General features: G+C 73.1%; 15 protein-coding genes. 4 read left to right on the forward strand and 11 right to left on the reverse strand.

Annotation, left to right across the window (positions count from 1 at the left end; translation table 11 throughout):
- Nucleotides 1-86 precede the first annotated feature (86 nt).
- On the forward strand, nucleotides 87-3,965 hold the full coding sequence (locus ACIP9H_RS15395) for a multifunctional oxoglutarate decarboxylase/oxoglutarate dehydrogenase thiamine pyrophosphate-binding subunit/dihydrolipoyllysine-residue succinyltransferase subunit (RefSeq protein WP_401580452.1): 3,879 nt from the start codon (nucleotides 87-89) through the stop codon (nucleotides 3,963-3,965).
- A 90-nt stretch (nucleotides 3,966-4,055) separates the two neighbouring features.
- On the opposite strand, the gene ACIP9H_RS15400 is transcribed toward ACIP9H_RS15395, so the two are convergent.
- From ACIP9H_RS15400 to ACIP9H_RS15440, 9 genes are all read right to left on the reverse strand, one after another.
- On the reverse strand, nucleotides 4,056-5,261 hold the full coding sequence (locus tag ACIP9H_RS15400; RefSeq protein WP_401959386.1) for an FxsB family cyclophane-forming radical SAM/SPASM peptide maturase: 1,206 nt from the start codon (nucleotides 5,259-5,261) through the stop codon (nucleotides 4,056-4,058).
- A gap of 25 nt (nucleotides 5,262-5,286) precedes the next feature.
- A complete protein-coding gene (locus tag ACIP9H_RS15405; RefSeq protein WP_401580459.1) occupies nucleotides 5,287-5,475 on the reverse strand; it encodes a hypothetical protein in 189 nt (62 codons plus the stop codon).
- A gap of 14 nt (nucleotides 5,476-5,489) precedes the next feature.
- Complete coding sequence (gene fxsT, locus ACIP9H_RS15410; protein WP_401580461.1) at nucleotides 5,490-8,471, reverse strand: FxSxx-COOH system tetratricopeptide repeat protein; 2,982 nt, start codon at nucleotides 8,469-8,471, stop codon at nucleotides 5,490-5,492.
- Between the two features lie 64 nt (nucleotides 8,472-8,535).
- Nucleotides 8,536-9,807 carry an FxsB family cyclophane-forming radical SAM/SPASM peptide maturase gene (locus tag ACIP9H_RS15415; RefSeq protein WP_401580463.1) on the reverse strand — a complete coding sequence of 424 codons (1,272 nt, stop codon included), beginning with the start codon at nucleotides 9,805-9,807 and terminating at the stop codon, nucleotides 8,536-8,538.
- A gap of 138 nt (nucleotides 9,808-9,945) precedes the next feature.
- Nucleotides 9,946-10,170, reverse strand: coding sequence for a YxD-tail cyclophane-containing RiPP peptide (locus tag ACIP9H_RS15420; protein ID WP_401580465.1), 225 nt, complete (start codon nucleotides 10,168-10,170; stop codon nucleotides 9,946-9,948).
- Nucleotides 10,171-10,241: 71 nt separating this feature from the next.
- Nucleotides 10,242-13,490, reverse strand: a complete 3,249-nt coding sequence (locus ACIP9H_RS15425) for an SAV_2336 N-terminal domain-related protein (RefSeq protein ID WP_401959389.1) — start codon at nucleotides 13,488-13,490, stop codon at nucleotides 10,242-10,244.
- A 6-nt stretch (nucleotides 13,491-13,496) separates the two neighbouring features.
- The gene (locus ACIP9H_RS15430; RefSeq protein WP_401580469.1) at nucleotides 13,497-14,534 is read right to left on the reverse strand and encodes an AAA family ATPase; all 1,038 of its coding nucleotides are present in this window, start codon (nucleotides 14,532-14,534) and stop codon (nucleotides 13,497-13,499) included.
- Between the two features lie 151 nt (nucleotides 14,535-14,685).
- Nucleotides 14,686-16,764, reverse strand: coding sequence for a trypsin-like peptidase domain-containing protein (locus ACIP9H_RS15435; protein ID WP_401580471.1), 2,079 nt, complete (start codon nucleotides 16,762-16,764; stop codon nucleotides 14,686-14,688).
- The gene (locus ACIP9H_RS15440; RefSeq protein WP_401580472.1) at nucleotides 16,761-17,102 is read right to left on the reverse strand and encodes a CU044_2847 family protein; all 342 of its coding nucleotides are present in this window, start codon (nucleotides 17,100-17,102) and stop codon (nucleotides 16,761-16,763) included. The genes ACIP9H_RS15435 and ACIP9H_RS15440 overlap by 4 nt, the downstream gene beginning before the upstream one ends.
- 166 nt (nucleotides 17,103-17,268) lie before the next feature.
- On the opposite strand from ACIP9H_RS15440, the gene ACIP9H_RS15445 reads away from it, so the two are divergent.
- The 3 genes from ACIP9H_RS15445 to ACIP9H_RS15455 all read left to right on the forward strand — a co-directional run bounded on the left by ACIP9H_RS15445 (nucleotide 17,269) and on the right by ACIP9H_RS15455 (nucleotide 19,490).
- Entirely contained in the window at nucleotides 17,269-17,448 is a 180-nt protein-coding gene (locus ACIP9H_RS15445; protein WP_360907133.1) for a DUF6104 family protein, read from the forward strand.
- A gap of 259 nt (nucleotides 17,449-17,707) precedes the next feature.
- The gene (locus tag ACIP9H_RS15450) at nucleotides 17,708-18,583 is read left to right on the forward strand and encodes a DUF4097 family beta strand repeat-containing protein (RefSeq protein ID WP_401580474.1); all 876 of its coding nucleotides are present in this window, start codon (nucleotides 17,708-17,710) and stop codon (nucleotides 18,581-18,583) included.
- A gap of 1 nt (nucleotide 18,584) precedes the next feature.
- On the forward strand, nucleotides 18,585-19,490 hold the full coding sequence (locus ACIP9H_RS15455) for a helix-turn-helix transcriptional regulator (protein WP_401959392.1): 906 nt from the start codon (nucleotides 18,585-18,587) through the stop codon (nucleotides 19,488-19,490).
- Between the two features lie 66 nt (nucleotides 19,491-19,556).
- Here the strand turns inward: ACIP9H_RS15455 and ACIP9H_RS15460 are convergent, their stop codons facing one another.
- Together ACIP9H_RS15460 and ACIP9H_RS15465 are read right to left on the reverse strand one after the other, a co-directional pair.
- The gene (locus ACIP9H_RS15460; protein ID WP_401580478.1) at nucleotides 19,557-20,519 is read right to left on the reverse strand and encodes a zinc-binding dehydrogenase; all 963 of its coding nucleotides are present in this window, start codon (nucleotides 20,517-20,519) and stop codon (nucleotides 19,557-19,559) included.
- 99 nt (nucleotides 20,520-20,618) lie between these two features.
- Entirely contained in the window at nucleotides 20,619-21,848 is a 1,230-nt protein-coding gene (locus ACIP9H_RS15465) for an NADP-dependent malic enzyme (RefSeq protein ID WP_401580479.1), read from the reverse strand.
- Nucleotides 21,849-22,160: the final 312 nt, after the last annotated feature.

A 22,160-nucleotide genomic window follows, 5' to 3' on the forward strand; every position in this document is an offset into this window, starting at 1 on the left:
CCGGGCCTGCAGGAACCGGTCCGATAGGCGTAGCCTTTATTCCCGCTGTCCATCACCTTGTGAAGCGGAAGAGGGCGGTTACCGCCGTGTCGCCACAGTCCCCCAATAGCTCGAGTTCCCCCAGCCTCCGGCCGGGCGGTACCCCCAGGACCGAAACCGACGGGCAGGCCCAGGACCCTGCCGCGGGCTTCGGGCCGAACGAGTGGCTTGTCGATGAGATCTACCAGCAGTACCTCCAGGACCCGAACTCGGTCGACCGAGCCTGGTGGGACTTCTTCGCCGACTACAAGCCGGGAGCGGATACGGGTTCCGCGGTCGCCACGGGCCGTCCTCAGACGCCCCCCGCAGCAGCTCCGGCCGCCCCGCCGGCGCCCGCCCCGGCAGCTCCGGCTCCGGCGGCGCCCGCCCCGGTGGCCCCGGCCCCCGCGCCGGTGACCCCGGCCGCGGCCGCGCCTGCCCCCGTGGCGCCGGCTGCCCCGGCCCCCGCGCCGGTCGCCGAGGCTCCCGCCCCGCCGAAGCCGGCCGTGGTGAAGCCCACCCCTGCGCAGCAGCCGACCCCAGCCCCCAAGGCAGCGGCCGCCGCGAACGCGGCGGGCCCGGAGTTCGTGACGCTGCGCGGTCCGTCCGCGGCCGTGGCGAAGAACATGCACGCCTCGCTGGAGCTGCCCACGGCCACGTCCGTGCGCGCCGTCCCGGTGAAGCTGCTGTTCGACAACCGCATCGTCATCAACAACCACCTCAAGCGCGCCCGCGGCGGCAAGGTCTCCTTCACGCACATCATCGGCTACGCCATGGTGCAGGCGCTGAAGATCATGCCCGCGATGAACTGGTCCTTCGCGGAGAAGGACGGCAAGCCGACGCTGGTCAAGCCCGAGCACGTCAACCTGGGCCTGGCCATCGACCTGGTCAAGCCCAACGGCGACCGGCAGCTCGTCGTCGCGGCGATCAAGCAGGCCGAGACCCTGAACTTCTTCGAGTTCTGGCAGGCCTACGAGGACATCGTCCGCCGCGCCCGCGTGGGCAAGCTGACCATGGACGACTTCACGGGTGTCACGGTCTCCCTGACCAACCCCGGCGGCATCGGCACCGTCCACTCGGTGCCGCGCCTGATGCCCGGGCAGTCGGTGATCCTCGGCGTCGGCTCGATGGACTACCCGGCCGAGTTCCAGGGCACGTCGCAGGACACCCTGAACAAGCTGGGCATCGCCAAGGTCATGACGCTGACCAGCACCTACGACCACCGGGTCATCCAGGGTGCCGCGTCCGGCGAGTTCCTGCGGATCATGAACCAGCTGCTGCTGGGCGAGAACAACTTCTTCGACGACATCTTCGAGGCGCTGCGCATCCCCTACGAGCCGGTCCGCTGGCTCAAGGACATCGACGCCAGCCACGACGACGACGTCACCAAGGCCGCCCGCGTCTTCGAGCTGATCCACTCCTACCGGGTCCGCGGCCACGTCATGGCCGACACCGACCCGCTGGAGTACAAGCAGCGCAAGCACCCCGACCTCGACATCACCGAGCACGGGCTCACCCTGTGGGACCTGGAGCGCGAGTTCGCGGTCGGCGGCTTCGCCGGCAAGTCCCTGATGAAGCTGCGCGACATCCTCGGCGTGCTGCGCGACTCGTACTGCCGCACCGTCGGCATCGAGTTCATGCACATCCAGGACCCGCTGCAGCGCCGGTGGATCCAGGACCGCGTCGAGCGCGCGCACACCAAGCCCGAGCGCGACGAGCAGCTGCGGATCCTGCGCCGGCTCAACGCCGCCGAGGCCTTCGAGACGTTCCTGCAGACCAAGTACGTCGGCCAGAAGCGCTTCTCGCTGGAGGGCGGCGAGTCCGTCATCCCGCTGCTCGACGCCGTCATCGACGCGGCCGCCGAGTCGCGCCTGGACGAGGTCGTCATCGGCATGGCCCACCGCGGCCGGCTGAACGTGCTGGCCAACATCGTCGGCAAGTCGTACGCGCAGATCTTCCGCGAGTTCGAGGGCAACCTCGACCCGAAGTCGATGCACGGCTCCGGCGACGTGAAGTACCACTTGGGCGCCCAGGGCACCTTCACCGGTCTGGACGGCGAGCAGATCACCGTCTCGCTGGCCGCCAACCCCTCGCACCTGGAGGCGGTCGACCCGATCGTCGAGGGCATCGCCCGCGCCAAGCAGGACGTCATCGGCAAGGGCGGCACCGACTTCACGGTCATGCCGGTCGTGCTCCACGGCGACGCGGCCTTCGCCGGCCAGGGCGTCGTGGCGGAGACCCTCAACATGTCGCAGCTGCGCGGCTACCGCACCGGCGGCACCGTGCACGTGGTGATCAACAACCAGGTCGGCTTCACCGCCGCCCCGGAGTCCTCGCGCTCGTCGATGTACAGCACCGACGTCGCGCGCATGATCGAGGCACCGATCTTCCACGTCAACGGCGACGACCCGGAGGCCGTGGTCCGCGTCGCGCGGCTGGCCTTCGAGTTCCGCCAGGCGTTCAACAAGGACGTCGTCATCGACCTCATCTGCTACCGCCGCCGCGGTCACAACGAGGCCGACAACCCGTCCTTCACCCAGCCGCTGATGTACGACCTGATCGACAAGAAGCGCTCGGTGCGCAAGCTCTACACCGAGTCCCTGATCGGCCGCGGCGACATCACCCTGGAAGAGGCCGAGCAGGCCCTGCAGGACTACCAGGGCCAGCTGGAGAAGGTCTTCACCGAGGTCCGCGAGGCCACCGCGCCCGCCACCTCGCAGGCGGAGCAGGACACGCCGGCCGGGCCGGAGTTCCCGGTCCCGGTCGCCACCGCGATCAGCCAGGAGTCCGTCAAGCGGATCGCGGCCTCGCAGGTCAACATCCCGGAGCGGATCACCGTCCACCCGCGTCTGCTGCCGCAGCTGCAGCGCCGCGCGGCCATGGTCGAGGACGGCACCATCGACTGGGCCATGGGCGAGACCCTCGCCATCGGCTCCCTGCTGATGGAGGGCACCCCGGTCCGGCTCGCCGGCCAGGACTCCCGCCGCGGCACCTTCGGCCAGCGGCACGCCGTCCTGGTCGACCGGGAGACCGGCGAGGACTACACCCCGCTGCTCTACCTCTCCGAGGACCAGGCGCGCTACAACATCTACGACTCGCTGCTCAGCGAGTACGCGGCCATGGGCTTCGAGTACGGCTACTCGCTCGCCCGCCCGGACGCGCTCGTCGCCTGGGAGGCCCAGTTCGGCGACTTCGTCAACGGCGCGCAGACCGTCGTCGACGAGTTCATCTCCTCCGCCGAGCAGAAGTGGGGCCAGACCTCCGGCGTCACCCTGCTCCTCCCGCACGGCTACGAGGGCCAGGGCCCGGACCACTCGTCCGCCCGCATCGAGCGCTTCCTCCAGCTGTGCGCGCAGAACAACATGACGGTGGCGGTTCCGACCACCCCGGCGAACTACTTCCACCTCCTGCGGTGGCAGGTCCACAACCCGCACCACAAGCCGCTCATCGTCTTCACCCCGAAGTCGATGCTGCGTCTGAAGGCGGCGACGTCGACGACCGAGGAGTTCACCTCCGGTCAGTTCCAGCCGGTCATCGGCGACTCCGCCGTCAGGCCGGAAGAGGTCCGCAAGGTCGTCTTCTGCTCCGGCAAGGTCTACTACGACCTCGTCGCCGAGCGGGAGAAGCGCGGTGCCTTCGACACCGCCCTCATCCGGATCGAGCGCCTCTACCCGCTCCCGGGCCTGGAGATCCAGGCCGCCCTGGCCCCGTTCACCAAGGCCCAGAAGTACATCTGGGCCCAGGACGAGCCGGCCAACCAGGGTGCCTGGCCCTTCATCGCCCTCAACCTCATCGACCACCTCGACCTGGTCCTGGGCGCCGCCCCCGACAACGCCGACCGGCTGCGTCGCGTCTCGCGCCCGGCCTCCTCGTCGCCGGCGGTCGGCTCCGCCAAGCGCCACCAGGCGGAGCAGGAGCAGCTGGTGCACGAGGTCTTCGAGCTCTGAGGCACCACTGAGCGACACCACGCGAGGGGCCCCGCACTCACCGAGTGCGGGGCCCCTCGGGTGTTTCGCGGACCAATGCGTGACGATCCGTCAGGACATCTGGCCCGCCGCGTCCCGGAGTCGGGACGCCACGTGCCGGATGAGCTTCTCCAGATCGGCGCAGTAGACGGAAGGGTTGCGGAAACCCTGCCCTGCCAGATAGCGGTGGGCGTAGTTGCCCGCCCCGCAGACGTCCACGACGGGACACGTGCCGCAGGTGGGGGCGAGGGCGTCCCTGCCGAGCTGGCGGGCGACGACACCGGGGTGGTCCAGGGCGTCGTCGAACGCGTTGCGGAAGACATCGAGGCCGGTGGCGGGGGCGCCCTCGTACGCGGTCTTGAGGGAATCGACCTGCTCGATGGCGCCGTCGGTGTCGATGACCACCGCCGCTACCGGTGAGGTGCCGACGGCCTCGGCGCCGCTGGGCAGTCCCAGGAGAAGCCCGGCGATCTCGGCGAAGAGCCGGACCGGCGGCGCGCCGGCCGTCTCCTCGAACCAGCGGTCGAAGGCGCGGATCAGCCAGTCGGCGTACGGGGTCGCGCCGCCCCGGGCCGGCGCGCGGCCGGCCGGCTTGCCGGGCGGCGGGGCCGACCAGTTGGCGTGCGGCAGGAGCAGGTCCATCGAGGGGGGTTCCAGTGCCGCCAGCGACTCGTAGACCTCGACGGGGTCGGAGGCGAGGTCGATGGTGCACAGCACCCCCGCGTAGGCCTCCGGGCGCCGGGCCAGGTGCCGCAGCCCGCGGGTCGCGGCGGGCCAGGACGGACGCCCGTTGTGGCCCACGCGACGGTGGTTGAGCGCGGCCGTCCCCCCGTCCAGGCTCACCCCGATGCGGATCCCGGCGTCCGCCAGCGTCGCGACGGCCGTCTCCGTCAGCAGCGTGGCGTTGGTCTGCACGGAGGCGTGCACCTGGCACTCCGGCACCCGGGCCCGCACCTCCCGGCGCACCGTCTCGGTGTACCCGACGAGCGGGGCGGGGCCGGCGAGCAACGGCTCACCGCCGTGCAGATTGACGTGGACCGCGGACAGGTTGTGCGTCCGCGCGTGCTCCGCGATCCGCTCCGCCGTCCGGGCCACCACGTCCTCCGGCACCCGCGCCGGACGGTCCCGCCAGCTCTCGTCCGCACCCCGGTAGACATAGCAATACGTGCACGCCAGATTGCACCGGCTGTGCACCTTCAGCACGAACTGCCGGAACGGCACAGGGGCGATGCCCGCACGCCGCACCTCGGCGACGTCCAGGGTCTGCAGGGGCCACATAAGGGCTGCGCGAACGAACGACTGATCAGGCGATGAAAATGCCGTCTTCGTAGAAGGCCACCATCGTCCCGCCGGCCTCGGCCCGCGGCAGCAGCACCGACGCCAGCGAGCTGAGCGCGGGGCGTCCCGCATGGCCGGCCAGCGAACTCAACGCCAGACCCGACAGGTCCGGCAGCGCCTCGTCCGAGGGGACCGGCTCATGGGTGTCGTGCATCGTCGTCGCGCCTTTCAGATGGGTTGGGGTTCGAAGTCCCAGTACGGCCGCTCGCGGCGGCGCACGGACATGGTGTGCGGGTGCTGGGGGCCAAGGGTGTCGGTCAGCTGCTGCAGGGCTTCCCGCTCCAGCTTGTTCGCCTCCTCGGCACGCCGCAGGGTCCTCAGGTCGTCGGCGACGGCCGCCTTGCAGGAAAGCGTCAGGGGGTGGGTGTCGCCCATGATGCGCACGGCCTGCTGGAGGTTGTGGCGGCTCAACTCGAGGGCGTCCTCCTCGTGGCCCGCCAAGTGCCGGGCGCCCGAGGTGTTGAGGGCGCAGCCCAGAGCCCAGGGGTGGTCGTCGCCCACGGACCGGCGCATGGCGACCAGTGCGCGTTCGGCGATGTCGAGGGCGGCTTCGCGCTCTCCGTACTCCCACAGCACCAGACCGGTGTTGCCGTAGGTGCCGATGGCGTACGGATGATCCTCGCCCACCAGTTCGCGGTAGCGCTCCGCGACCCGCTCGGACAGCTCGCGGCTCTGGTCGAGATTGCCGTGCTCACGAGTGAAGGTGGCGAAGTCCGCCTGCACCATCAGCGTCTCCGGGTGACGGGGCCCCTGCACCTGGGCACAGCGTGCCACCACGCTGCTCATCAGGGCCTCGGCGCCCGCCAGATCACCCTGACGACGCATGCACAGGGCCAGGTTGTGCTCGGCCCTCAGTGTTTCGGGGTTGTTCGCGCCGAGGCGCTGCCGGTGCAGGCGAACATTGAGCTCCTGCTTGGACATGGCCTCGGTGTACCGACCCAGCAGCCGCTGCATCCAGGCGGAGGACAGGCCGGAGCGGAGCGTGTCGGGGTTGTCGGCCCGGTAGAGCCTGGTGCGCACGACCACGTTGTCGTCGTGCGCCTCCAGCGCCTCCTCGTAGCGGCCGAGGAGTCCGAGGGCGAGTCCCAGGTTCTCCCGCGCCTGGAGCGTGCGCGGGCTCTCGGGTCCGACGGTGTGCTGGTACTGCCGGTGCATGTCGTCGTAGAGCTCGCGTGCCTCACGGAACCGGCCCAGGGCCAGCAGGGCACCGCCCAGTGCGTTGCGGGCGGTCAGCAGGTCGGGGTCGTCCGGGGTCCGGTCCGCGAAGGCGTGCACCACCGAACGGCCCACCGCCTCGGCCTCGCGGTAACGGCCGGACCTGCGCAGCAGGTTGGTGTGCAGCGTCATCGCGATCAGCATGATGCGGCGGGTCGGCGGGATGCGGCCGCGCCACCGTGCCAGCGCCTGCTCGCACAGGGCGAGCCCGGTGCGGTACTCGCCTCGCGTCCTGAGGTAGTTGATGCAGTTGAGGACGAGGTCCTGCACGTCCTCGTCGCCACTCTCCAGCGCCCCGGAGTGCTTGAGGTGCGGGAACAGCTCGGCGTAGCGGTGCCACTCCCCGGGTTCCGTGGGGCGGCGCGGGTCCGCGCGGACCAGGATCCGGCAGGCGGCCAGGGCCAGGGTGTCGCGCTCGTCCTCGCCAAGGTCGTTGCGGAGGAAGCCGTGGTAGAGCTTGTGCATCTGCACGGTGTCCACCACGGTCTCCTGGCCGGGGCTCGTCTCGTAGTCCAGCCGCACAGCGGTGGCCTCCGACAGGCGACGCAGCGCGGTGTGCCAGCCGATCGGGTCGGCGACGAGCGTGGCGAGATGCTCGGGCAGGTCGCGGGCGCGGGCCGACTGGATCAGCCGGACCGGGATGGCGTCCGGCGAGAAGAACACCAGGAGCTTGAGGAGTTCGGCGGCCCCGGGAGTGCGCTCGCGAAGCGTGTTGAGAGCTATCGACCAGCTGGTCTGGAAGCTCATCGGGTAGTTGTCACCGATGCCGATCCCCAGCTGGTTGGGTTCGCCGCGCTTGATCAGCGCGATGTACTCCTTGGCGGGCATCGGGTTGGTGTCGAGCCAGGCCGTGGTCTGCGCGAGGAGCAGGGGCAGGTCTTCCACGGCCTCGGCCAGGTCGTCGGCCTCCTCGGCGCTGAGGCGGGGGGCCCGGCGCAACGCGTAGGCGACGCTCTCACCGCGGAAGAAGGGACGGACCTCGATCTCCTGAGTGCGTCCGGCAGCGGACCAGTCGCGGGTGAGGGTGGTCAGCAGCACATGGCCGCGGCCCTCGGGGATCAGGTCCTCGACCTGGTCCATGTAGTCGGCGCCGTCGAAGATCAGCAGCCAGCGCCCGTACGGGCGGCCGGTGCGCAAGGCCTCGTGGACCGCGCGAATGCGGTCGCCGATCTCCTGGCCGACCTGGAGGTTCAGCTGCGGGGCGAGCTCGGCGAGCTGCTCGCGCGCGGTGCCGCGGTAGTTGGCACTGACCCAGTACACGATGTCGTAGGCGTTGCCGAAGCGGTGCGCGTACTCCTGGGCGATCTGGCTCTTGCCCACTCCGGAGATGCCGTAGAGGGCGCACTGGGACCCCTCGTCACCGCCCGACGTCAGCAGGTCGTGGAGCTTCTCCAGAAGGGGGTCGCGCCCGGTGAAGCGGTCGTTGCGCCGGGGGGTCCTGCGGATCTCCGGCGGGTCGAGGGGGAAGCGCGGCGCCTTTTCGGCGCCGTTCGCCGGGATCCTCGCGGGGTCGATGTCCAGCCGGCGAAGGATGCGGCGGCGTGCCTCGGACGCGGCGAGTTCGTGAAGGTCGACGGGGCGCAGGGCGGCGACCGTGGCCGGCAGCGGCTCGGTCGCGACGCTCACCGCCGCGAACCGGTCGCTGTTCGGCGGGACGACCTCGCGCAGCGCCGCGGTCCACTCCTCCCGGGTCCGCGGACCGAGCCGGAAGTACCAGTTGTCGAGGAGGAGCAGGACCCGTCCGGGGGCCCGCAGCAGATCCTGCAGGGCGTCGCTCAGCAGACCCTCGGCACCCGGGTCCCAGCGCAGCATCGCGGTCCGGTGTCCCAGTTGCTCCAGCTGGTGGGAGATCCAGGCGGCCCAGGGCCGGTTGAAGCCCGCATAACTGATGGTGAAGTGCTCGCCAGGGCCGGGTGTCCGGGCTTGCTCGGCCATGCCGTCTCCCTCTGCGAGCAGGCGTCGTCGTAGGGCTCAAAACCCTAGTGGATGTGGTGCACCGTCAGACAGATTTGCAGGCAGTCGTGTTGAGACCGGAATGGCCCGTACGGTCCGCCGGGAGGGCCGCCGCAAGCCGGTCGGCGATGTGGCGGATCAGAAATTCAAGATCGGAACAGTACACGGACGGGTGAAGGAAACCGCTGCCCTCCGAGAAGCGATGCGCGTAGTTGCCGCCGCCGCAGACCTTGACCAGGGAACATCGCCGACAGGCCGCCGAGAGGCCGTCGGCCCCCAGTTGCCGGGCCGCCATCCCCGGGTGGTCCAGGGCGGCGTCGAACGGGTCGGTGAAGACACTCAGCCCGGTGTGCATGGCGCCGTGGTACGCGGCCATGAGCGAGTCGACCTGTCCTATCGAGCCGTCCGTGTCGACGACGACGGCCACCACGGGGGAGAGCCCCACGGACTCGCTCGTTCCGGGGCGGCCCAGCAGCAGCCCGACGATCTCCCGGAAGAGCCGCACCGGCGGCCCCGGAACCGCGGCCTGCCACCACAGGTCGAAGACCCGGCACAGCCATCGGCCGTACGGCACGGACCCTCCGTCGCCGCCGGGGGGCGGCCTGCTCCAGTTGGCGTGCGGGAGGAGCAGGTCGAGGAACGGAGGCCCCAGGGAGACCAGCGAGGTGTACGTCTCCTCCGGTTCGCCGGCGAGGTCGATGGTGGCGAGGAGCCCGGAGTAAGCCTCCGGGTGCTCCCTCAGGAGGCGGGCGGCCCGCGCGACCGCCGCCCAGGAAGAGCGGCCCGCATGGTCGACGCGCCGCCGGTTCAGCGCCGGGGTGCCGCCGTCCAGGCTCAGTCCCACATGGATGCCGGCGCCGGTGAGGCGTGCGAGCACCTGCTCGGTGAGCAATGTGCCGTTGGTCTGCACGGCGAGGTCGACGGCGCAGGAGGACGGCAGGGCGGAACGCAGCAGATCCGCGATCGCCAGCAGCGGCTCAGGCCCCCTCAGCAGCGGCTCCCCGCCGTGCAGGTCCACCTGGACCCGGCGCAGTCCGTGCGTGGCGACGTGCTCGGCGATGCGTGCGACGGTCCGGCGCATGGTGCCGGACGCCGCACTCGTGGGGCGGGCCCGCCAACTGGTGTCGGCGCCCTGGTAGATGTAGCAGTACGTGCAGGCGAGGTTGCAGCGGCTGTGCACCTTCAGCACGAACTGCCGGAAGGGGACGGCCGGTGTACCCGCCCTGCGCAGGGCCGGGACGTCGAGCAGCCGCAGCGGCCAGGGCGCGTGCCGCGCCGCCTCGTCCTCGGTCGGGGGCGTACCGGCTGCGCCGACCACGTTGCCCCCTGTCGGTCTCCCTGAGGTCCCGGTTCCTACCCGGCCCGGCGACGATTCATGCACAGGGCAAGCGTCGGCGCGGCGGACGCGGCACGGCAAGGTGCAATCCAGCCGCGCAGGACAGCAGTTGACGACCTATCAGGTATGCCGGTGCCTTACCTGCCCGCCGGGGCTGTCGTCGTAGTACGCCACCGCGTCCCCCTCCTCCGGCCAGTGGTCGAGCAGATCGGCCACGACCGCGGAAAGCACCGGGTGCCCGGTGGCGTCCCGCAGCGACGGGACGTCGACTCCGGAGAAGTCCGGGAGCGGCTCCGTGCGCTCCTGCCGCTCCTCCGGCGGTCCGCTCGTCGGAGGACTGTGCACTCTGTTCTCCTCTGGGGATGGCCTGCTGGACGGGGATGCCCGAACTGACGTCCCGGGAAACACATGTGGCGTCAATGCGGTGGGCGCAGGGCCCTGATCCGGTCGTCGGTGCGCTGGGCCTCGTCGGTGTCGGCGGCACCGGCGGCTTCCCAGGCGTCGGCGGCCTTGAGGTAGGCCGACAGGGCCACGGCGGCGCCCGCGGTGCGTTCCAGGACGTCGGCGCGGCGGTGGTGGGCCCGGGCCGCGAGGAGCGGCCCGGGCGCCTGCCGGGCCGCCTCGGCGTAGGCCTCGGCGGCGCGGGTGAGAGGGGCGACGGAGAGCGTGCGGCGGGCGAGGAGGCCCTGGACGTCGCCGAGCTCCAGCCAGGCGCGGGCGGCGGTCCCGTCGTCCTCGGCCCGGGTGGCGAGTTCGAGTATCCAGGCGGCCTCGTGCAGGTCGGCGAGGCCGCCCTGCCGTTCGTGCCGCAGCCGCAGGGCCTGGCCGAAGAGCAGCCGCCGGGCTGCGGCGTGCGGGGCGTGGGAGGCGGTCTCGGCGACGGCCTCGCGCAGGACGTGCACGGCCTCGGTGACGACGCGGGTGTTCCGCGGGTCCAGTTCGGCTCGTTTCAGCGCGACTTCGCCCCGCGCGACGAGCAGTTCCCCGTGGACGGGCGCGTCGTGCGGGACGAGGCGCTGGGCGCGGGTGAGGGCGGCGTCGGCGGCGCGCAGGTGAGCGGCGTCGCCGGTGCGGTCCCAGCGGGCCCGGCAGGTCTCGGCGACGCGCCGCAGGCATTCGGCCTCGGCGGGTCCGTCGCCGAGTTCGCGGGCGATGGCCGCGGCCTCGGTGAGCAGGTCGTGCGCCTCGTCGGCGCCCCGGTCGCCGGGCGTCAGGGTCAGCGCCTCGGCGAGGTCGAGCAGCGGCCGGCGCAGTTCCCCCGCCGGGACCTGGTCGGCGCGCATGAGGCCGACGGCCGTGCGCAGGTCTGCCGCGGCCCGCACGGCGAAGGCCTGCTCGCCGGTGGCGCGGGCGCGGTCGAGCAGCACGCGCCCGCGGCCCAGCAGCAGGGAGCTGGGGAGTTCCGCGGAACGCCACCTGCGCAGCTGGGCGTTGCACACCTCCTCGGCCTCCTGGAGCAGCGCGTCGCGGGCCGGCCCCGGGGCTTCGAGGGTGTGCAGCGTCCGCAGGCACTCCGCGAGTTGCAGGGCGCAGGTCAGCAGCAGCGACGGGCCCGCGCCGGCTTCGCCGTCCAGGGCGGCCCGGCAGTGGCCGGCGGCCTCGCGCAGGACGCGCAGCGCCGCGTCGGGACGTCCGGTGGCGATGTCCGCCGCGGCACGCTCGACGAGCACGCGGGCCAGGGCAAGACGGGCGTACGGGCCGCCGCCGGCCGTGAGTCCGCCCCTGGCGGCCCGTTCGGCCTCGTCGAGGACTTCGGAGTCGCCCCATTCGCGCCAGGCGTGGCGGAGCGCGTCGGCGAGCCTGCTGCCGGCGGTCCCGGGGGCGGACGCGGGGGCCGCGGCGCGCAGCAGGCGCACGGCCTCCAGCAGGTCGCGGACGGAGCCCCCGCGTTCGTACCGGTCGAGCCGGGCGGCGCCGAGCGCGGCGGGACCGGCGGGGGTGTCCGGTTCCGGGTCCTGCCGGGTGGGCGCCGCGGAGAAGTCGAGGGAGGGCTCGAAGCGGCGCAGCACGCGCTCGGAGACCCGCGCGAAGGGTTCGGGCACCGCGTCGGGCCCGGTCTCGGGTTCGCGGCCGGCACCCGAGAGATAGGCCACGGCCACGGCGGGGAAGTTGCGGGCGCTGCGGCCGAAGGCCTTCTCGATGTACAGGGAGCAGTGCTTGAGCACGAGCGCCGCCTCGCCCGCGGTCAGCCGGCGCAGCAGCAGGTCGCGCACACCGGGCAGGAAGTCGTACCAGGGGCTCTCGCCCGCGTCCCCCGCGCCCGCCGGCGTGCCGGCCGGGCCGACCGGCACGACCAGGCCGCTGAGCAGGACCTCGGCGAGCTCTGTCGGCCCGGTCTGGGGGAGCATGGCGCGCTGCACGAGCTGCATCACGGGCAGCGCGAGGGGCGCCGCGGACAGCTGCACGGCGAGCTGGCGGGCCTGCGGCGAGGCGGAGGTCTCGAAGGCGTGCAGCAGTTCCCCGGGGTCCCGGTCGCGCTGCTCGGGCACGACGGGCATGCCGGGTCCGCCGTCGGCGGCGACCCATGCCGCGGCGCCGCGCAGGGTGACCCCGGCGGTGCCCGACACCAGCCGGGCCCAGGAGCCCAGGGCGGCCGGGACCGCGGACAGCACGGGTACGGGCAGTGCCCCGGGCGGCACCGGTACGGCGGACCGCCGCCGCTGCGGGCGGAACTCCGGCGCGCGGTAGGTGCCCGGCCGGCGGCGCAGGACGCCGGGCACGGCGGGCAGGAAGGTCCGCGACCACAGCCGCTGCGGCAGCGGCTGGAGGACGGCGACGGGCGCGTGCTCCGCCCAGCGCCGCAGCAGGCGGTGCATGTGGCCGTCCTGCCACAGCGGGCCCGCGCAGTCGCTCACGACGAGGCTGAGCCGGCGGCCGGTGGGGTCGTACAACTGGTCGGCGGGGCTGAGGCGTTCGTCGGGGCCGGGCGCGGCGGCCGCGCCGACGCCGGTGGCGTGCGGCCGCAGGTAGCGGACCGTCACATTGCGGAAGGCGCCGACGCGTTCGCCGACCTCGCGCAGTTCCTGCAGCATCTGCTCCCACACGGCCATCGACGACGAGCCGTCCATGAGGAGCTGCAGGTCCGCCTCGTGGCGCCGTACGCCGCGCAGCACGGGCCAGACCAGGCCGGATCCCGCGGTGCGTTCGGCGGTCGCGTCCTCGTCGAGTTCGGTGCGCGCGGGCGCGACCGGCGGGCGGTACTGCTGCATGGGGCGCAGCGCTCGCTGGAGCGGGAGCAGCGCGGGGAAGGCGGACGCGGCGGGCACCGCGATCTCGCTGAGCGGACCGCGGCTGTCGGTGGGGCCGCCGGTGCGCACGGGCAGCAGGTCGACGGTGCGGCGGCCGGGGTCCGTGCCGGGCGTTCCGGCGGGCGCGGTCCGGCCGGTGTCCGTGCCGGTGCCGGGCTCCGGCCCGGTGCCGGGCTCCGGCCCGGTGCCGGTGGCGTCGCGGTCCGGCCGCAGATTGGCTTGATCTGGTGGCTCGGATCCGCCGCGGCCGTTTCCCGCGGCCCCCGCCCCGGCGGCGGCGCGGCCCGGGTCGACCCACTGGGCGAGCCACAGGGCGTCGGCGATCCCCTCGGCGTCGAGGTCGACCCCCGCCGCCCGCAACCGCCCGACGAGGTCCGTGAGGGGCCGGCGGCCGGCCTCACCGGTCCCGGTGGGCACGGCCGGTCACCTCGTCCGGTCGAGCGGGCGCAGGAGTTCCGCGGTGAGCCGCTGCCGGGTCTCCTCCTCGTCGGTCCAGCCGGCCTGCTGGATGAGGTGGATGGCGTTGAGCAGCTGGTCGACGGCCCGCACGTCGCCCGGGGAGCGGGCCAGGAAGCTCTCGATGACCGTGTCGTAGCGTTCGGCCGCGGCCTCCCCGAAGTGCGCCCGGACCATGCCGGCCAGCCGGTCCTTGTCGGGGGTGGCCAGTTGCAGGTGGATGCAGCGGCGCAGCAGCGGTGCGGGGAAGTCCCGTTCGCCGTTGCTGGTGAGGACGATGAAGGGGAACGCGTTGCAGCGCACCTTGCCGTCGCGGATCGTGACCACCGTGCCGTCGTCGCAGCGCACGGGCACCTCGCGCGCGCGGTCGGTGATGCGCTCCAGCTCCGGGATGGTGTACTCGCCCTCCTCCAGCACGTTGAGCAGGTCGTTGGGCAGGTCGATGTCGCTCTTGTCGAGTTCGTCGATGAGCAGCACCCGAGGCCGCCGGGAGGGCAGCAGCGCGGTGCCGAGCGGGCCGAGCCGGATGTAGCGGCCGATGCCGCCGCCCGGTTCGTCGCCGCGGCTGTCCTCGGCGAAGGCGGAGCCACCGGCGTTGCGTTCGATCTGCAGGTCCTGCAGGCGGCCGATGGCGTCGTACTGGTAGAGGCCGTCGCGCAGCGTGCTGCGGCTGACGATGGGCCAGTTGAGCACCCTGCCCAGGCCCAGTTCGTACGCCACGGAGTGTGCGAGCGTGCTCTTGCCGCTGCCGGGCTCGCCGGTCACCAGCAGCGGGCGGCGCAGGTAGAGCGCGGCGTTGACCAGTTCGCGCTCCTGGTTGCCGGGCCGGTGGAGGACCGCCTGGCGGCGCTGCACCCCGAGCCTGCGCTCGGAGGCGGGGTCCAGCGGGGCGGGGGCCGGCACGAGGGGCTCTCCGTCGAAATCCCGCCAGGGCGGGGGCGGTGGCAGCTCGGTGATCCCGTCGTGCGGAGCGCCCGCGCCACGGTAGATCAGCCACTCGCTCACGTCGCACTCCTCATCGCTGGCGCGCCAGCAGGTCGTCGTAGAGGGTCGGGCGGTGGGTGCGGTCGGACGGCGTCCACGCTCTCAACAGGGACGTTAAGACAGTACCCACGTATACGGAAGGTCACGACGGATTCCGGTCGGGTCACCGGCCTCACAAAGCAGGGAAGTGTACTGGCGGGCCGAGGAGTTGGGGCAGTGGATTGCCCGGATCGTCATAGAGCAGGATCACCTGGGCCACCCATCCGGCACCGGTCGTCCCGTCCTTGGCCGCTTCCCTCAACTGCCCGAGCTTCCCAGGGAGTTCGCGCAGTGCCCCGTTGCCGGCCGCGCCGTTGGTCCCGCCGTCGAGGAGGGCGGTGATCCGGGAGTGGAAGAGGTCGCAGTCCTCGGCACAGCGCTCGGGCGGGTGCCCGTCGGCGCGCCACACCGCGACCGCGTAGCCGCTCTCCAGGGTGACCCCGGCGGCGTCCGAGCCCGGGCCGTCGCCGACGGCGAGGCAGAGCACGGGCACCGCCCCGTCGGCCCCGGCGTCGATCTCGTGCCGGCCGAGCACGCTGCCCGCGCGCGCCAGACGCAGCGGCTGAAGGCGGTCCGCGCCGGTGAGCCGCCGCCAGCGGGCCTCCCAGCGGGGGTCGGGGACACCGCGGCGCCCCACGTCCCGCACCACGACGGCGCGGCCGAGGCCCACCGCGCGTTTCTGGGCGACCAGCCAGCGGTGGGCCGCGGTGCCGAGCCGCTCGTCCGGCAGCGCCACCTCCAGCCGGGCGGGGGTGCCGCCGGGGCCGTCCGCGCCGTCCAGCACCTCGCGCAGCCCTCGCTCGACCATCCGGACTGCGTAGTCGAAGGGGAACCCCCGGGGGTCGTCGTTGCCGACGCTGGCGATGGTCCACTCGCCCGCGCCCCAGCCGAGGCGGATGGCCCAGTCGAAGACGGGGGTGCCCTCGTCGTAGGCACGCGGCTCGAACTCCACGAGCACCGACGAGGGCAGCCGGCGCTCCTCGCGCCCGAGCGCGTCGCGCTCATCGACGTCCAGGTCGCGGGCGCGCTCCTCGGCCCACTCCCGCAGCCGTTCGGCGTGGCCCAGTCCCGCCGCGTCCTCCGCGTCGCGGGCGGTGCGCTCCGCCTCCGCCGCGGCGAACAGCAGATAGCGCAGCGTCATCCGCGACTCGCGGCCCGGATCGGGGTCGTAGAGCACCCCGTGGCCGTCGCGCCAGGTGGGCAGCGGCTGGGGCCAGATGCGGCCGGCGGCGCCCATCGCCTCCGCCGCGATCCGCTCCACCTGGCCCGCGTGGCGCGGGGAGGGCAGGCTCGCGAGGAGTTCCAGCGCGCGCAGCCGGTCCAGCGCGCTCCGGCCGTGCGCGACGGCCGGAAGGTGCTTCTGGACGTCCGCCCAGGTGCGGGCCGTACCGCCGCCGGGCCGCTGCCGGTCGGCGTGCCACCGGTCGTGCAGCCGCATCAGGGTGTCGTAGGGCGCCGGTCCGAGGTCGGGGGCGCCCGGCACGTGGTGGGCGGCGCTGAGCGCGCGCAGCGCGGACATCGGGACGGCCAGCACGGTGGTGGTGCCCTCGCGGCCCCGGGCCTTGACGACCCCGGCCACCTCTCCGCGTTCCATGTCGACCAGCGGCCCGCCGGAGACGCCGGGACGCGGCCGTGCGGCCGCGTTGAGCAGGAACTGCCCGCGGTCCTGGCCGGCGAGGCGGCAGTCGATCTCCCAGGGCCCGGCGGCCGGGTCGTCGTCGCTGTCGTCCTGGCGCCCGAAGATGTGGGCGTCGCCGATCGGCACCCAGGTCCGGTCGGTGAGCCAGACGCACGACTGGTCCGGCACGTCCTCCAGGAGGCGGATCAGGGCGAGGTCGGGATGGATGCCCATCGCCGCGCGCGGGTACGGCTCGGAGTCGGTGCCGTCGTCCCAGCGGGCCGGCACGGCCGCGGACTCCCCGGCCAGGTGGTAGGCGAGGCGGCCGCGGACGACCCGGCTGCCGACCACGACGCCGATGTCCTCGTCGCGGCCGGTGCCGCGGCGCCGCCCGTCGGAGTGCACGAGGACGTGCGCGCAGGTGAGCACCCAGCCGGGTGCGACCAGGAAGCCGCTCCCCCACCCCTTGCCCCGTCCCGCGCCGCCGGGGCCCGGCAGGGCGCGGATGCCGACGGTGGCCTCCCCGACCAGGCGCAGCAGTTCGCCGAGGTGACCCTGGCCGAAACGGTCACCCGGGCCCTGGGGGCCCGTCACTGCCCCGCGTCCCGCCAGGTGAGCGTGATCGACAGATTCGCCTTGGCCTCGCCGTCGGCGAGGAGCGCGATCGCCTTGCCCGGCTTGGCGGCCACCTCCACCCCGAAGGTGACGCTCCACTCCTGCGGCTTGGCCGCGGCGGCGGCCTCCCGCACGGAGGCGGCGACCCCGCCGACCATCTCCCGCAGCCCCTCGACCTTGGTGCTCACGGTGTCCCAGAGGCCGACGTCCTCCCACTCGTCCTCGTACGCACCGTCGGCCTCGTCGTCCAGCCTGGACACCCGGGCCCATATCTGTGTGCCGTCCGGCAGCCGGATCGGCCGCGCCCGCTCCCCCATCGAACCCTCCGCCCCACGAGATGACGAATGATCAGGCTATCGCCGTGAGGGCCATTGCACGGGAGAATCCCGATTCCGCCTATCCTGACCGGGCGAAACGTCCGTCAGCGGTCGGCCGGCCCACCTGGGGCCGGCCGGGCCCGACCGAGTCCTCCGGAGCACCCCCATGTACTTCACCGACCGCGGCATCGAGGAGCTGGACAACCGCCGGGGCGAGGAGGAGGTGACTCTCGCGTGGCTCGCCGAGCGGCTGCGCGAGTTCGTCGACCTCAACCCCGAGTTCGAGATCCCCGTGGAGCGGCTGGCCACCTGGCTCGCCCGGCTGGACGACGACGAGGACGAGTGACCGGCGGCCGCCCGGCCGCGGCGGCCCCGTGCGCCCCCGCGCTTCCCGCGCCCGCCGCGCGGGCATGATCCAGCTCACCGGTAGCCCTGGGCAACCGGTCGCCAAGTACCCCGGTCCGGCCGGGACTCGGCGCCGCGCGATGCGCGAGGACGCTTGACTTCCCCGTTACGCGATATATCGTGTCTATCGAGAGACGCGATATGTTGCGTTGTCGGTGTCGGCGCGGCCCCCGCGCCCGGCGACCCCGAGGAGGGGCGGAATGAGCGGAACACCCGGCACACGGGAGTGGAAGGTCACGGAGCCGCACAAGCTGGTCTTCGACGGAGCCGTCGACACCCTGCACGTGCGCATCGTCAACGGAGCCGTCAACGTCGTCGGCGTCGATGAGGGCCCGGCGCGGCTGGAGGTCGGCGAACTGGAGGGGCCGCCGCTGATCGTGACCCACGACGGCGGCACCCTCACCGTCTCCTACGAGGACCTGCCGTGGAAGGGCCTGCTCAAGTGGCTCGACCGCAAGGGCTGGCAGCGACACGCCGTCGTCTCGCTCGCCGTGCCGCAGCGCACCCAGGTCTCGGTCGGGGTCGTCGGCGCCAGCGCGGTCGTCTCGGGGATCTCCGACCGTACGGCGGTCCGCGGCGTCAACGGCGACATCACGCTCGTCGGGCAGGCCGGGCCGGTGACGGCCGAGACGGTGGCCGGGAACGTCGAGGCCCAGGCGGTCTCGGGCGACCTGCGGGTGAACACCGTCTCGGGGGACCTCACCGTGGTCGAGGGCAGCGGCAGCCAGGTCAAGGCCGACTCGGTGAGCGGCAACATGGTGCTCGACCTGGACCCGCGCAGCGGCTCCGAGGTCCGCCTCACCTCGGTCTCCGGCGAGATCGCCATCCGCATCCCTGACCCGGCCGACGCCGAGGTGGACGCCAACACCACCAGCGGCCACGTCTCCTGCGCCTTCGACGAGCTGCGGGTCAGCGGCCAGTGGGGTGCCAAGCGGATCTCCGGCCGGATGGGGGCGGGCGGCACGCGCCTGAAGGCGACCACCGTCTCGGGCGCGATCGCCCTGCTGCGCCGGCCACCCTCCCCGGACAGCGGGTACGGCACGGACGCGGCGGATCCGTTCCGGAAGGGTGTCTGACATGGCCCCCGTCTTCGCCCACGGCCGGCTCCGCCTCTACCTGCTGAAGCTGCTGGACGAGGCCCCGCGCCACGGCTACGAGGTCATCCGCCTCCTGGAGGAGCGCTTCCAGGGCCTGTACGCCCCCTCCGCCGGCACCGTCTACCCGCGCCTGGCGAAGCTGGAGCAGGAGGGCCTGGTCACCCACTCCACCGAGGGCGGCCGCAAGGTGTACTCCATCACCGACGCCGGGCGCGCAGAACTCGCCTCCCGCGGCGACGAACTGGCCGACCTGGAGAACGAGATCCGCGACTCGGTGTCCTCCCTGGCCGCGGAGATCCGCGAGGACGTCCGCGGCGCGGCCGGGGACCTGCGCCGGGAGATCCGGGCCGCCACCCAGCAGGCGACGCGCACGCAGCCGAGGAACTCCCAGTCCGACTGGAAGGAGCAGGTGCGCCGGTCGAAGGAGGAGATCCGGCAGGCCCGTGAGGAGGCCCGCAACGCCAAGCGCGCCGCCAAGGAGGCGCAGGACGCCGCCCGCGACGAGGTGCAGCGCATCGCGCGGCGCGTGCAGGAGGAGGTCCAGGACCACGTCCGGCGCGGCGACTGGCAGGCCGGCGTCCGCGAGGGCCTCGCCGAACTCACCCGCGAGCTGGGCTCGTTCGGCCGCACGTCCACCTGGCCCCCGTACGTCAAGCCCGAGCCCGCCGAGGCCCCCGAATGGGGGGCGGAGGACGCCGCGGCGACCGGCGACCCGGCCCGCGACCTGGAGCGCCTGCTGGACCGCTTCCGCGACGACGTCCGGGACGCGGCCCGCGACAACGGCGTCGACGCCGAGCAGCTCCGCGAGGTGCGCCGCCACCTGTCCACCGCGGCCGCGCACATCGGCGTCGTCCTGCGCGGCGGGCGCAAGGACCAGAAGGACTGACCGGCCGTCCCGCACGGGCGCCACGGGGGCGTCCGTGCGGGATACCCGGCGGGGCAGCGGGCGCCTTCAGACCGTCAGGACGACCTTGCCGAACAGGTCGCCGCCGGCCATCTTCTCGAAGCCCTCGCGGGCCCGGTCCAGCGGCAGCACGGTGTCGACGACCGGACGGACCCCGGTGACCGCGCAGAAGCTCAGCAGGTCCTCCAGCTCGTCCTTGGTGCCCATGGTGGAACCGACGACCTTGAGCTCCAGGAAGAAGATCCGGTTGAGCTCCGCGGCCTGGGGGTTGGGGCCGGAGGTCGCGCCGGAGATGACCAGGGTGCCGCCCGGCCGCAGCGACTTGACCGAGTGCGACCAGGTGGCGGCGCCCACGGTCTCGATGACGGCGTCCACCCGCCGGGGCAGTCGCGCGCCCGGCTCGAAGGCGGCGTCCGCGCCCAGGTCCTCGGCGCGCTTGCGCTTGGCCTCGTCGCGGCTGGTGGCGTAGACCCGCAGGCCCGCGGCCTTGGCGAGCACGATCGCCGCGGTCGCGACGCCGCCGCCGGCGCCCTGGACGAGCACCGAATCGCCGGGCCGGACACCGGCGTTGGTGAAGAGCATCCGATAGGCCGTCAGCCATGCCGTGGGCAGGCAGGCGGCCTCCTCGAAGGAGAGTTCCTTCGGCTTGGGCAGCAGGTTCCAGGTGGGGACGGAGACCTTCTCGGCGAAGGTGCCCTGGTACCGCTCGGTGAGGATGGAGCGGGGCTCGTCGGGGCCGACGCCGTGGCCGCTGAGGCCGACGACCGGGTAGACGACCACCTCGTTGCCGTGCTCGTCGATCCCGGCGGCGTCGCAGCCGAGGATCATCGGCAGGCTCTCCTCGCCGAGGCCCACCCCGCGCAGCGACCACAGGTCGTGGTGGTTGAGGGAGGCGGCCTTGACGGTGACGGTGCTCCAGCCGGGGCGGGCCTCCGGCTCGGGGCGGTCCCCGAGTTCGAGGCCGTTCAGGGGCTGGTCGCGGTCGATGCGGGCGGCGTAGGCAGCGAACATGGCCATGACGCTAGCGGCGCGCGGCACCCCGGCGGAACCGTACCGGGATGTGACACGCGCCGCTGCGCGACGGCGCGACGGCTGGTTGCGGCAGCCGGCTCAGCGCCGGGCGACGCCCTCCGCCCGGGCGGCCGCGGCGACGGCCGCGGCGACCGCGGGGGCGACCCGCTCGTCGAAGGGCGAGGGGATCACCCGGTCGGCCGACAGGTCGCCGTCGACGACGGCGGCCAGCGCCTCGGCGGCGGCGATCTTCATGCCCTCGGTGATGCGGGAGGCCCGCACCTGGAAGGCGCCGGAGAAGATGCCGGGGAAGGCGAGCACGTTGTTGATCTGGTTGGGGTAGTCGCTGCGGCCGGTGGCCACGACGGCGGCGTACCGGTGCGCCACGTCGGGGTGGATCTCGGGCGTCGGGTTGGCCATGGCGAAGATGAAGCAGCCCTTGGCCATGCCCGCGACGGCCTCCTCGCGGACGGTGCCGCCGGAGACGCCGATGAAGACGTCCGCGCCCTCCAGGGCCTCCTCCAGCGAGCCGGTGAGGCCGGTCCTGTTGGTATACGCGGCCAGTTCGCGCTTGGCGGAGTTGAGGTCCTCGCGCCCGGCGTGCACCACGCCCTTGCGGTCGGTGACGGCGACGTCGCCGATGCCCGCCTCGACGAGGATCTTGGCGATGGCGACACCCGCGGCGCCGGCGCCGGAGATCACCGCGCGCAGTTCGCCGAGCGTACGGCCGGTCAGCCGGACGGCGTTGCGCAGCGCGGCCAGGGTGACGACGGCCGTGCCGTGCTGGTCGTCGTGGAACACCGGGATGTCCAGGCGCTCCTGGAGCTTGCGCTCGATCTCGAAGCAGCGGGGCGCGGAGATGTCCTCCAGGTTCACCCCACCGAAGGACGGCGCGAGGCGCACGACGGTCTCGACGATCTCGTCCACGTCGGTCGTGGCGAGGGCGATCGGCACCGCGTCGACGCCGCCGAACTGCTTGAAGAGGATCGCCTTGCCCTCCATGACGGGGAGCGAGGCCTCGGGGCCGATGTCGCCCAGGCCCAGCACGGCCGTGCCGTCCGTGACGACGGCGACCACCTGGGACTTCCACGTGTAGTCGTACACCAGCTCGGGCTTCTCGGCGATGGCCGTGCACACGCGCGCGACGCCCGGGGTGTACGCGAGCGACAGGTCGTCGGCGTTCCGCACGGGGACGGTCGCGGACACCTCCATCTTGCCGCCGCGGTGCAGTGCGAAGGCCGGGTCCACCGGGCTCTCGGGGCCCTCGCTGCCTGCGCTGTCGCCGGATTCACTGCCGTCGGTGCGAGGATTCAGAATCTCCGCTGCCACTGTTGACCCCTTTGTCGGAATTGTCTATGAGGGTACTACCCCCCGCGACAGGGGATAGGTGGGCTCGGCTTCCGCGCCCGGGCGCGCAGTGGTCCCGGGCAGCCCGGACGCCGGACGCGCCGCACGCGCGCCGAGGGCCCCAGGTGAGGGGTGACGATCCGTTGTACCGGAAGAGGGTTTCCGCCGACGAGTCAACTCCGTCGTTCCGCGGTGTCGCACACCGGGGGGTTCCGCAGGGAACGCGACAAGTTGTCCGCATAGCGGGACAGGAAACGTGACGCACGCAACGTCGCGACGCGACCCCAGCGCGGT

Source organism: Streptomyces sp. NPDC088732, from assembly GCF_044751205.1.
Taxonomy (GTDB): domain Bacteria; phylum Actinomycetota; class Actinomycetes; order Streptomycetales; family Streptomycetaceae; genus Actinacidiphila.

Bases quoted from the DNA above. Each gene is read 5' to 3' on its own strand.
- ACIP9H_RS15450 (WP_401580474.1), top strand. From the start codon at position 17,708: ATGAGCGGAACACCCGGCACACGGGAGTGGAAGGTCACGGAGCCGCAC.
- ACIP9H_RS15445 (WP_360907133.1), top strand. From the start codon at position 17,269: ATGTACTTCACCGACCGCGGCATCGAGGAGCTGGACAACCGCCGGGGC.
- fxsT (WP_401580461.1), bottom strand. From the start codon at position 8,471: ATGGCCGAGCAAGCCCGGACACCCGGCCCTGGCGAGCACTTCACCATC.
- ACIP9H_RS15455 (WP_401959392.1), top strand. From the start codon at position 18,585: ATGGCCCCCGTCTTCGCCCACGGCCGGCTCCGCCTCTACCTGCTGAAG.
- ACIP9H_RS15440 (WP_401580472.1), bottom strand. From the start codon at position 17,102: ATGGGGGAGCGGGCGCGGCCGATCCGGCTGCCGGACGGCACACAGATA.
- ACIP9H_RS15400 (WP_401959386.1), bottom strand. From the start codon at position 5,261: ATGTGGCCCCTGCAGACCCTGGACGTCGCCGAGGTGCGGCGTGCGGGC.
- ACIP9H_RS15405 (WP_401580459.1), bottom strand. From the start codon at position 5,475: ATGCACGACACCCATGAGCCGGTCCCCTCGGACGAGGCGCTGCCGGAC.
- ACIP9H_RS15460 (WP_401580478.1), bottom strand. From the start codon at position 20,519: ATGTTCGCTGCCTACGCCGCCCGCATCGACCGCGACCAGCCCCTGAAC.